The sequence below is a fragment of the Amycolatopsis sp. NPDC034160 genome (genome assembly GCF_055575355.1).
Genome location: NZ_JBVISU010000042.1, coordinates 24,216 through 32,605 on the forward strand (window position 1 = coordinate 24,216; position 8,390 = coordinate 32,605).

Below are 8,390 nucleotides of genomic sequence, written 5' to 3' on the forward strand. Positions count from 1 at the left end.
GGGCCGAGCAAGCCTTTGAGTCCGGGGCGGTCGCCGGCTGACAGTCGTCGAGTCACAGTGCCCGGGATCCCTTCGGCTCGTTCGGCACACACGCTACCTCGAACGCGGTTGAGGCGGTGACGGCGTCGACCTGCGGTTTCTGGCCGGCGAGTTGCCACCGCCCAAGGTGCCGCCGGGATCGTGACCGCCGCCCTTGTGACCGCCACTACAAGGCACGTCTGCTTGTCGCGCGACATTGATGTTTTCTTTACGGCCTGCTCGGTGATTCTTGGCGGGGGATCGTTAGTGTCCGCGTCGGTGTGCGGCCGCCACGGCTGGGTGGAGATGGCATGCCAAGCGCCGAGCACAGGACACAGGGGAGGACTGGGTATATGACCGAGGTTCCACAACTCGCCGTGCCGGAGCGGGTGGAAAGCCCGGTGCGGCAGCCGGTGCCGTCGGGCAAGGTCGGCCGGTGGTTGATGGAGCACCGGGTTCAGCCGGTGGGGCCGGAGAGCCATGAGGAGCACGCCACGCCGCAGTCGTGGTGGAAGGTCATGTGCCTGACCGGGGTGGATTACTTCTCCACGCTGTCGTATCTGCCCGGTATCGCGGCACTGGCGGCGGGCGCGCTGTCGCCGTTGGCGACGTTGCTGATCGTCGCGCTGACTCTGCTGGGCATGTTGCCGATGTACCGGCGCGTGGCGAAGGAGAGCCCTCACGGCCAGGGGTCGGTCGCGATGCTGGAGCATCTGTTGCCGTTCTGGCGCGGCAAGATCTTTGTGTTGGTGTTGCTGGGTTTCGTCGCGACTTCGTGGATCATCACGATCACGCTGTCCTCGGCGGATGCCACGGTGCACGCGTTGGAGAACCCGCTCGCCCCGTCGTTCCTGCACGGGCACGAGGTGCTGATCACGGTGGTCCTGCTGCTGATCCTGGGCGGGGTGTTCCTCCTCGGGTTCAGCGAGGCGGTCGGGGTCGCGATCCCGCTGGTCGCGATCTTCCTGGTGCTGAACGCCGTGGTGGTGGTCGCCGGAATCGGAGAGGTGCTCACCGAGCCGGCCGCCCTGGACCGTTGGCTGGACGCGCTGACCTCCGGCGGCGGCGGGATCGGCGGTGTCCTCGGTCCGGCGATCCTGGCGTTCCCGTTGCTGGTGCTCGGTTTGTCCGGTTTTGAGACCGGTGTGAGCATGATGCCGCTGGTGGCAGCCAAGGGCGAGAACGCCGAGCAGAAGCTCGCCAACCGCATCCGCAACACCCGCAAACTGCTCACCGCCGCCGCGCTGATCATGTCGGTGTACCTGATCGCGACCAGTTTCGTCACCACGGTCCTGATCCCGGCCGATGCGTTCAAGCCGGGCGGTGAGGCGAACGGCCGCGCGCTGGCGTACCTCGCCCATGAACTGATGGGCGACTGGGTCGGCACCGCCTACGACGTCAGCAGCATCCTGATCCTGTGGTTCGCCGGGGCGTCGGCGATGGCCGGGCTGATCAACATCGTGCCGCGGTATCTGCCCGCGTACGGGATGGCGCCGGACTGGGCCCGTGCCGTCCGTCCGGTGGTGCTGGTTTACACCGCGATCTGCGTTCTGGTCACGATCATCTTCAACGCCGACGTCAACGCCCAGGCCGGGGCGTACGCCACCGGGATTCTCGCGATGATGGTGTCCGCGTCGGTCGCCGTGGCGATCTCCGCGGCGAAGAGGCGGCAGCGCAAGGCCGCGTTCGCGTTCGCCGTGCTGACGCTCATCCTGATCTACGCTTTGGTGGAGAACGTCATCGAGAAGCCCGACGGGCTCACGATCTCCGCGTTTTTCATTCTCGGGATCATCGTGGTGTCGCTGGTTTCGCGGGTCACCCGGACCACCGAGCTGCGGGTGGACCACATCGAGTTCGACGAGCCGGCGCGCCGGTTCGTCTCCGAGTCGATCGCCCACGACGGTGCGCTGACCATCATCGCGAACCGTCGCCAGGCCGGGGACGCCGATGAATACCGGGCGAAGGAGGCCGAACAGCGCGGCATGAATCCGGTGCCCGGTGCCGCGGACGTCCTTTTCCTCGAGATCGACGTCATCGACCCGTCCGGGTTCAGCGACGTGCTGAAGGTCCGCGGTGTCGACATCGACGGTTTCCGGGTGCTGCGCGTGGAAAGCCCGGCCGCGCCGAACGCGATCGCGGCTGTCCTGCTCGCGCTGCGGGACGCCACCGGTGTGCGGCCGCAGTGTCATTTCGAGTGGAGTGAGGGCAATCCGCTCGGACATCTGTTCCGCTACCTGATCCTCGGCCGCGGCGACACCGCGCCGGTGGTCCGCGAAATCATCCGCACCAGCGAACGCGACCCGGCCCGGCGACCCGGTATCCACGTCGGCTGACGGCTCGGCGGACAGTGGTTTCGGCCCCGCCGGCTCAAAGTCCTCACCCCCGGCACCATGGCCGGCGGTTCGGACGACGAAGGGTTACCCGGTCTCGGTCGAAGATGATCTCGGCGCCTACGCCTCTGCGTAGGCTTCTTGTCGTGGGTTTGAGGGTGAAGGTGCTGGGACCGGTGAGGGTCTTCGGCGACAACGACGAGCAGGTCGACACCGGCGGTGCGAAGCCGCGCATGCTGCTGGCCAGGCTCGCGCTGGCGGTCGGCGAGACGGTATCGCCCGGCACACTTCTCGAGGACATCTGGGGAGCGGAGTCACCGTCGGCCACCATGAACACCTTGCACGCGGTTGTGCACCGGCTGCGCAGGGTCCTGCCGGATCCGGAGGTCGTGGAGTCGTCCGCCGGAGGTTATCGGCTCGCCCTGCCCGCGGACGACGCCTTCGGGTCACCGGCGAGCAAGGCCGCCGGATGCTCCTTGGATCGAGGTGATGCCGCGAAGGTTCATGAGGCTCGGGCAAGGGCACGCAGCAGTGTCGAGAGGCCGTCCGGTGCTCGGCCGTTCAGTCGGGCGCTCGTCTCTACTTTCGCTTCCTCGGCATAGGCGAGCCGGAATCCGGCGTGGGAGAGGCGACGCCACAGGTCGTGGTCTTCGGCGGTCCGGATCGGGAGGAAACCGCCGACCGCGTGGTAGGCGCTCGCCCTGATCGACAGGTTGGCTCCGTAGACGTTCCCATGGCCCTCGGGGCTTCGTGCGTTCGCGAGCAGTGCCTCGTAGCGTGGCTGTGCGTTGGCCGCCAACGTGGTTTTCAGCTTCGCCATGCCGGCCACGGCGTCCCAGCCCGCGTCCGCCCTGCGGACATGGCGGACCGCCCATTCTCGGTCGACTAGGGTGTCCGCGTCCGTGCTCAGCAGCACGGTACGGGCTGATGCGTGGTGCTCCAGCCCGCGAAGCAGGTGCTGTGCGCCCAGCGCCCGGATCGCTCCGATGGGCAGGTCGCGAGCGTTGACGAGGACCTCCGTTCCCGCGTCCCTGGCCAGCTTGGCGGTGTCGTCACGGCAGCGGTCGGCCACTACACAGACACGCCGTTCGAGTTCCGGAGGCAGTTCGCGCAGTGCGACAGCCAGCGCGCGCAGGCAGGCCGGGAGGTCGGTTTCTTCGTCGCGCGCCGGGATCAGCACGCCCACGGACGTGATCAACGGCGTGCCAGAACATCGACCAGGAAGTCGGCCTCACTGTGCGTCACCAGGCTCCTCAGGCCTGGATGCGTTCGCAGCCGTTCGTGGACCTGGGAGCCGTGGTGGGGTGCGTCCGGAGCTTGCGGTCGCCAGTGCACGGCGAGCACTTGCCCACCCGGGCGTAGTGAGGCCACGGTGCGGTCCAGCGTCGCCGTCAGGTCCGCCTCGCTCAGGTAGTAGAGAATCTCACTCAGTACCACCAGGTCCGCCGGGCCTCGCATCCCGTCCGGCAGCGTGCCCGCGGCGCACTCCACTGTGGATAGATGTGCCGTGCGATCGCGGGCGATCGAGAGAGCGGCGGGCACCGGGTCGAAGGCGTAGACCTGGTCGCAGCGGTCGGCCAGGTCCAGGGTCAGGGCGCCGGTGCCGCACGCGGGTTCCACCGCGAAGGTGTACCGCTCACGTGGCAGAGCGGCCAGAGCGACCGTCCTTTTGCGACGTTCGTACCAGCTGTCCATCGCCCATGGATCGGGTTCGCGGTAGAGCGTCTCGAATCTGCTCACCGGCGTCGATGTCGTCCTCGGCTCGTGGAACACGATCTCCCTGTCGCGCCCGAAATGCTCCAGTATCTCCGGTGTCAGGATCGGATCTTCCCCGCCAGGGCCCGGCTCCAGCTGTGACTGGAAAGCTTGGACGGCTTTCGTTTTGATCGCCGCGCTCGCGTCGTCGAGCCGGACTTCCGCGGCCCGTGCCCAGGGGATGGCCGGGTCGTCCGGGGCCACCATAGGCCACAGCCAGATCGGGTAGGACCATCGATGCGCGCCCAGGGGTGCGGCGCGGAACGCGGCTCGGCCCGCCACCTGATGGTCCGGATGAGGGTCTTCCGGCCATGGAGCCAGGCAGAGTTCGCTGTCCGCGGCCACGTCACGGATGACGTCGGTCAGTTCGGACTCGTGATCGATCAGCGCGGAGTCGGGAAGACCTGCCCATACCGGTTCCACGTCCTCCATTCCTTGGCACCGCAATGCTTCCAGCAGCTCCAGGCGACGGCGAGCGCCGAGAGACCGGCGGTCGGCGGCCGACGAGCGTGGGAACGCGGCTTCCCCGTCAGTCGCGACGACCAGCCGGATCTCGGCTCCGCGGGCGTGCAGCCGCTGAATGAGCCCGGAAACGCCCAGAGTCTCGTCGTCCGGGTGTGCGGCGACGACACAGACACGGCGCACGTCCTCGACGGGGAGCAGCGGGAGCTGCTCCAGCCCATGCCAGTCGGCTTCGGTGTGGAACGGTCCCGTGGTCACCGTCGTCCGTCTTTCAGAAGCTCGACGGCCAAGGCCGCGAGGTCCCGAGCGCCGTGATGCTGCCGGACGTAGACCATCAGATCGGCCAGCTGCCGGGGCAGCCGTCGATCACGGCAGAGCGCCGTCGGTCCGGTGATCTCCGGTGCGATGTCCAGGACCTGCCGGGCCGCGTGCTCGACGGCGGCCCGGCAGAACCCGGTCAGCAGGGGCAGGTCCTCGTCCTGTTCGGTGTCGACGACTTCCGCCGTCCGCACGAGCAGCGCGTCGGCCTGGTGGAGCGCGGTGTGCAGCGCGCCGAGGTGGGCGTACTGATGATCGTCCGCCGCGCCGCGGGCGCGCAGGTACGCCGTCACCGAGTCCACGACGGCCGCGCAGCCGCCGAGCCACACCGCAGCGACGCCCGCCCCGCCAAGGCTGAACCCCGGCCGGGACACGTACCAGCCCGGTTCGGCCACGACATGGTCCGCGGTCATCGGGACCCCGTCGAACCGGACGTCACCACTGTCGGAGGCGTCCATCCCGATCGCCTGCCACGTTTCCGGCAGTGCCTGGACGCCTGGCTCGTCCAGGCCGACTTCCAGCAGGATCGGTGGCCCGTCCTCGTAATCCGCCACCACCAGGGCACGGTCGAGGACTTGAGCGCCGGAGCAGAACCGGACGGTACCGGTGAGCGCGCCGCCCACGACGGCCGCGCCGGTACCGCCCGAACGGGCGGCCCAGACGCCGTACAGCGCGCCCGGCACGGGCTCCCGATCGGCTTCGGCCAGAATCGCGAGGGCGTCGGTATGGCCCTCCGCGAGCCGGCCGAGCACCAGGTCGCGACGCCCCAGTCCGGCGAGCGTCGTCCAGCGGCCCCACGTGTCGCCTCCACCCGGGAGCGGCAGGTCGAGGACCCCGTTCTGCATCAGCAACCGCACCATGGCGGTGATGGCCTCGACGGTTCTGGGCTCCGCCAAAGGTTCCGGTGCGGCCGGTTCGAGCAGGGTCTTCATCAAGGTCCGATTCCTCAGTCGTTCATCACACGTTCGGCCCGCTCCCAAACGCGGTGCAGACCCACGGAATTCACCAGCTCGGCGGAGAACGGTTTGGCGACCTCGTCGGCGAGCACGACTCCCGGTGCGTCGACGTCGATCCCGGCGTCGGTCAGCACTTGGCGCCCGTCACCCCAAGCACCGATGACCTTGCAGTGACGGAACATCTCCTGCAGCAGAATGGTCAGCTTGATGTCGTGCAGTCCGGCCGTACCGCCGGCGATCACCACCGCGTCGAACTCGATGGATCGGGCGGTGAGGAACGTCCTCGCCACCGGCTGTTGTCCGCGCCCCCGCTTCAACGTTCCGCCGACCGGCGCCAGAACCCGCAGAATCGCGCCTTGGGCCTCGACGGTCCGGCGGAGTTTGCCGATCCCGCCGAGATCGGCGCCATGCGTCGCCACCACCCCGATGATGCGGCCCGCGATCGGGCCGGGCCCCGCCGGGATCTGCGACAGCGCGGCGGAAGGAGTGACGTCTTCGGCCGGGGTGCCCAGCGGAGCGGCGAGTCCGAGCCCTTCGGCGACCGCCGCGCACAGTTCGGCGTCGACCTGGGCGAGTGATTCGAGGACACGTTCCTGGATCGACTGGGCGAAGCACTTTCCCAGCTCGAACGTGAACGCTTCGATCAAGTGGATCTTCTCGATCCGGGACATGCTCTTCCAGAAGAGTGTGGCCTGCGAGAAGTGATCGTCGAACGACACCGGGTTGGCCCTGACCTTGGGCCCCCCGACCTCGATGGGCCGGTGGACGTAGGCCCCTTCGGCTTCCGTGGTCGTCGTCGGCAGCGCGTTGTCGACGCTGTTGGGCAGATACGGGGCCTGTCCGTGGTGGATGAGGGTTTGATGCATCCCGTCGCGCAGGTTGTCGTTGACGGCGACGTGCGGGCAGTTGATCGGGAGTTGCGTGAAGTTCGGCCCGCCGAGCCGGGTGAGCTGAGTGTCCAGATAGGAAAACAGCCTCGCCTGCATCAGCGGGTCGTCGGTCACCTCGATGCCGGGCACCAGGTTGCCGGTGTGGAAGGCGACCTGTTCGGTCTCGGCGAAGTAGTTGGTCGGGTTCCGGTCCAGGGTGAGCTTGCCGACCAGCTGGACCTCGGCGAGCTCTTCCGGGACGATCTTGGTCGGGTCGAGCAGGTCGATCCCCTCGAACATCTCGTCGTCGGAATCCGGCATGACCTGGAGGCCGAGCTCGTATTCCAGGGGTGCCCCGGCATCGATGCCGTCTGCCATGTCCCGGCGGTGGAAATCGGGATCGGCGCCGGCGGCGATCTGAGCCTCTTCCCACACCAGTGAGTGCACACCGGCCACCGGTTTCCAGTGGAACTTCACCAGACTGGTCGCGCCTTCGGCGTTGACCAGCCGGAAGGTGTGCACGCCGAAGCCCTCCATGGTCCGATAGGACCGAGGGATCCCGCGGTCGGACATGGCCCACATGACGTGGTGCGTCGCCTCGGTGTGGAGGGAAACGAAGTCCCAGAAGGTGTCGTGCGCGGTCTGTGCCTGCGGGATCTCCCGGTCCGGGTGCGGTTTGCCCGCGTGGATGACGTCGGGGAACTTGATGCCGTCCTGGATGAAGAAGACCGGCATGTTGTTGCCGACCAGGTCGAAGTTCCCCTCCGCCGTGTAGAACTTCACCGCGAATCCGCGGACGTCCCGGACGGTGTCCGCCGATCCCCGCGAGCCCAGCACCGTCGAGAACCGCACGAAGACGGGGGTCTCCCGGCCCTTTTCCAGAAAACCGGCCTTGGTCACCGACGCCGCGTTGCCATAGGCGCGAAAAGTGCCATGTGCTGCCGCGCCGCGTGCGTGGACCACGCGCTCCGGGATGCGTTCATGATCGAAGTGGGTGATCTTCTCGCGAAGATGGAAGTCCTCCATGAGCGACGGTCCCCGCGGGCCCGCCTTGAGCGAGTGGTCGGTGTCGTGAAGCCGGACTCCCTGAGCCGTCGTCAGGTAGGTCCCGCGTTGCCCCTCGCCTGACCGCCCGGTCCTCGCGTTCGATTCGCCTTCGGCTGGTGCTGACTGCTCGCGCTGACGTTTCGGGGGCATAATTCTCCTTGTCGAGAAGGGTGGTGCGCCGTGGGTACCCCGCTGTGATCGTCTCTAATCGACCCGTACGGCAACCCTTTCGTGTACCCCTCTCGGTGCCCGAGGGCAAGCAGCAGCGTTGCCGTGTCAGTCTTCCTGTGGCCGATCGACGTCTGCGGCGAGATGCGTTGGGATCACATCGCGGGAAACGAGCGAAACGGGCCCGGCAAGGGGCTGTCTATGAGTTCGTTTGTCCCACAGTTGGCGGGAACGGCAAGCAGCGGGTCCACGATTTCGTGAGTAAGCGGAACCTGGCGCAGTTATTGAGGGATAAGGCAAACGTGGCATGTTGCGGGCGGGCCTGTTCGCGCCGCGGCCGGATGCCGCCACTGTGGCATTGGGGACATGCCTGCCTCCCGATTCCCCGCTCACACCGCCAGGGGTGACCAACCTTCCCCAGCCCTCAAGGAGGTGTCGCGAAAGCCACTTTCAGGACATGTGATGTC

At 67.6% G+C, this 8,390-nt stretch carries 6 protein-coding genes; 2 read left to right on the forward strand and 4 right to left on the reverse strand.

The genetic code is table 11. The features are described 5' to 3' along the window. The first annotated feature begins 371 nt into the window (after nucleotides 1-371). Both ACZ54P_RS40495 and ACZ54P_RS40500 read left to right on the forward strand, forming a co-directional pair. Nucleotides 372-2,351, forward strand: a complete 1,980-nt coding sequence (locus ACZ54P_RS40495; protein WP_465466930.1) for an APC family permease — start codon at nucleotides 372-374, stop codon at nucleotides 2,349-2,351. Between the two features lie 230 nt (nucleotides 2,352-2,581). Beyond that, nucleotides 2,582-2,950: an AfsR/SARP family transcriptional regulator gene (locus ACZ54P_RS40500; protein WP_465466935.1), complete on the forward strand. Its 369-nt coding sequence runs from the start codon at nucleotides 2,582-2,584 to the stop codon at nucleotides 2,948-2,950. On the opposite strand, the gene ACZ54P_RS40505 is transcribed toward ACZ54P_RS40500, so the two are convergent. The 4 genes from ACZ54P_RS40505 to ACZ54P_RS40520 are packed head-to-tail and all read right to left on the reverse strand — an operon-like array spanning nucleotide 2,851 to nucleotide 7,905. After that, a complete protein-coding gene (locus tag ACZ54P_RS40505; protein ID WP_465466931.1) occupies nucleotides 2,851-3,546 on the reverse strand; it encodes a glycosyltransferase family 2 protein in 696 nt (231 codons plus the stop codon). The genes ACZ54P_RS40500 and ACZ54P_RS40505 overlap by 100 nt on opposite strands. After that, nucleotides 3,543-4,823, reverse strand: a complete 1,281-nt coding sequence (locus ACZ54P_RS40510) for a PIG-L family deacetylase (protein WP_465466932.1) — start codon at nucleotides 4,821-4,823, stop codon at nucleotides 3,543-3,545. The genes ACZ54P_RS40505 and ACZ54P_RS40510 overlap by 4 nt, the downstream gene beginning before the upstream one ends. Beyond that, entirely contained in the window at nucleotides 4,820-5,815 is a 996-nt protein-coding gene (locus tag ACZ54P_RS40515; RefSeq protein ID WP_465466933.1) for an acyl-CoA dehydrogenase family protein, read from the reverse strand. Before ACZ54P_RS40515 ends, ACZ54P_RS40510 begins: the two co-directional genes overlap by 4 nt. A 14-nt stretch (nucleotides 5,816-5,829) precedes the next feature. Beyond that, nucleotides 5,830-7,905 carry a catalase gene (locus ACZ54P_RS40520; RefSeq protein ID WP_465466934.1) on the reverse strand — a complete coding sequence of 692 codons (2,076 nt, stop codon included), beginning with the start codon at nucleotides 7,903-7,905 and terminating at the stop codon, nucleotides 5,830-5,832. Nucleotides 7,906-8,390: the final 485 nt, after the last annotated feature.

What these genes read in the sequence shown, in the direction of transcription:
- ACZ54P_RS40495 (WP_465466930.1), top strand. Translation starts at nt 372, where the DNA reads ATGACCGAGGTTCCACAACTCGCCGTGCCGGAGCGGGTGGAAAGCCCG.
- ACZ54P_RS40500 (WP_465466935.1), top strand. Translation starts at nt 2,582, where the DNA reads ATGCTGCTGGCCAGGCTCGCGCTGGCGGTCGGCGAGACGGTATCGCCC.
- ACZ54P_RS40515 (WP_465466933.1), bottom strand. Translation starts at nt 5,815, where the DNA reads ATGAAGACCCTGCTCGAACCGGCCGCACCGGAACCTTTGGCGGAGCCC.
- ACZ54P_RS40520 (WP_465466934.1), bottom strand. Translation starts at nt 7,905, where the DNA reads ATGCCCCCGAAACGTCAGCGCGAGCAGTCAGCACCAGCCGAAGGCGAA.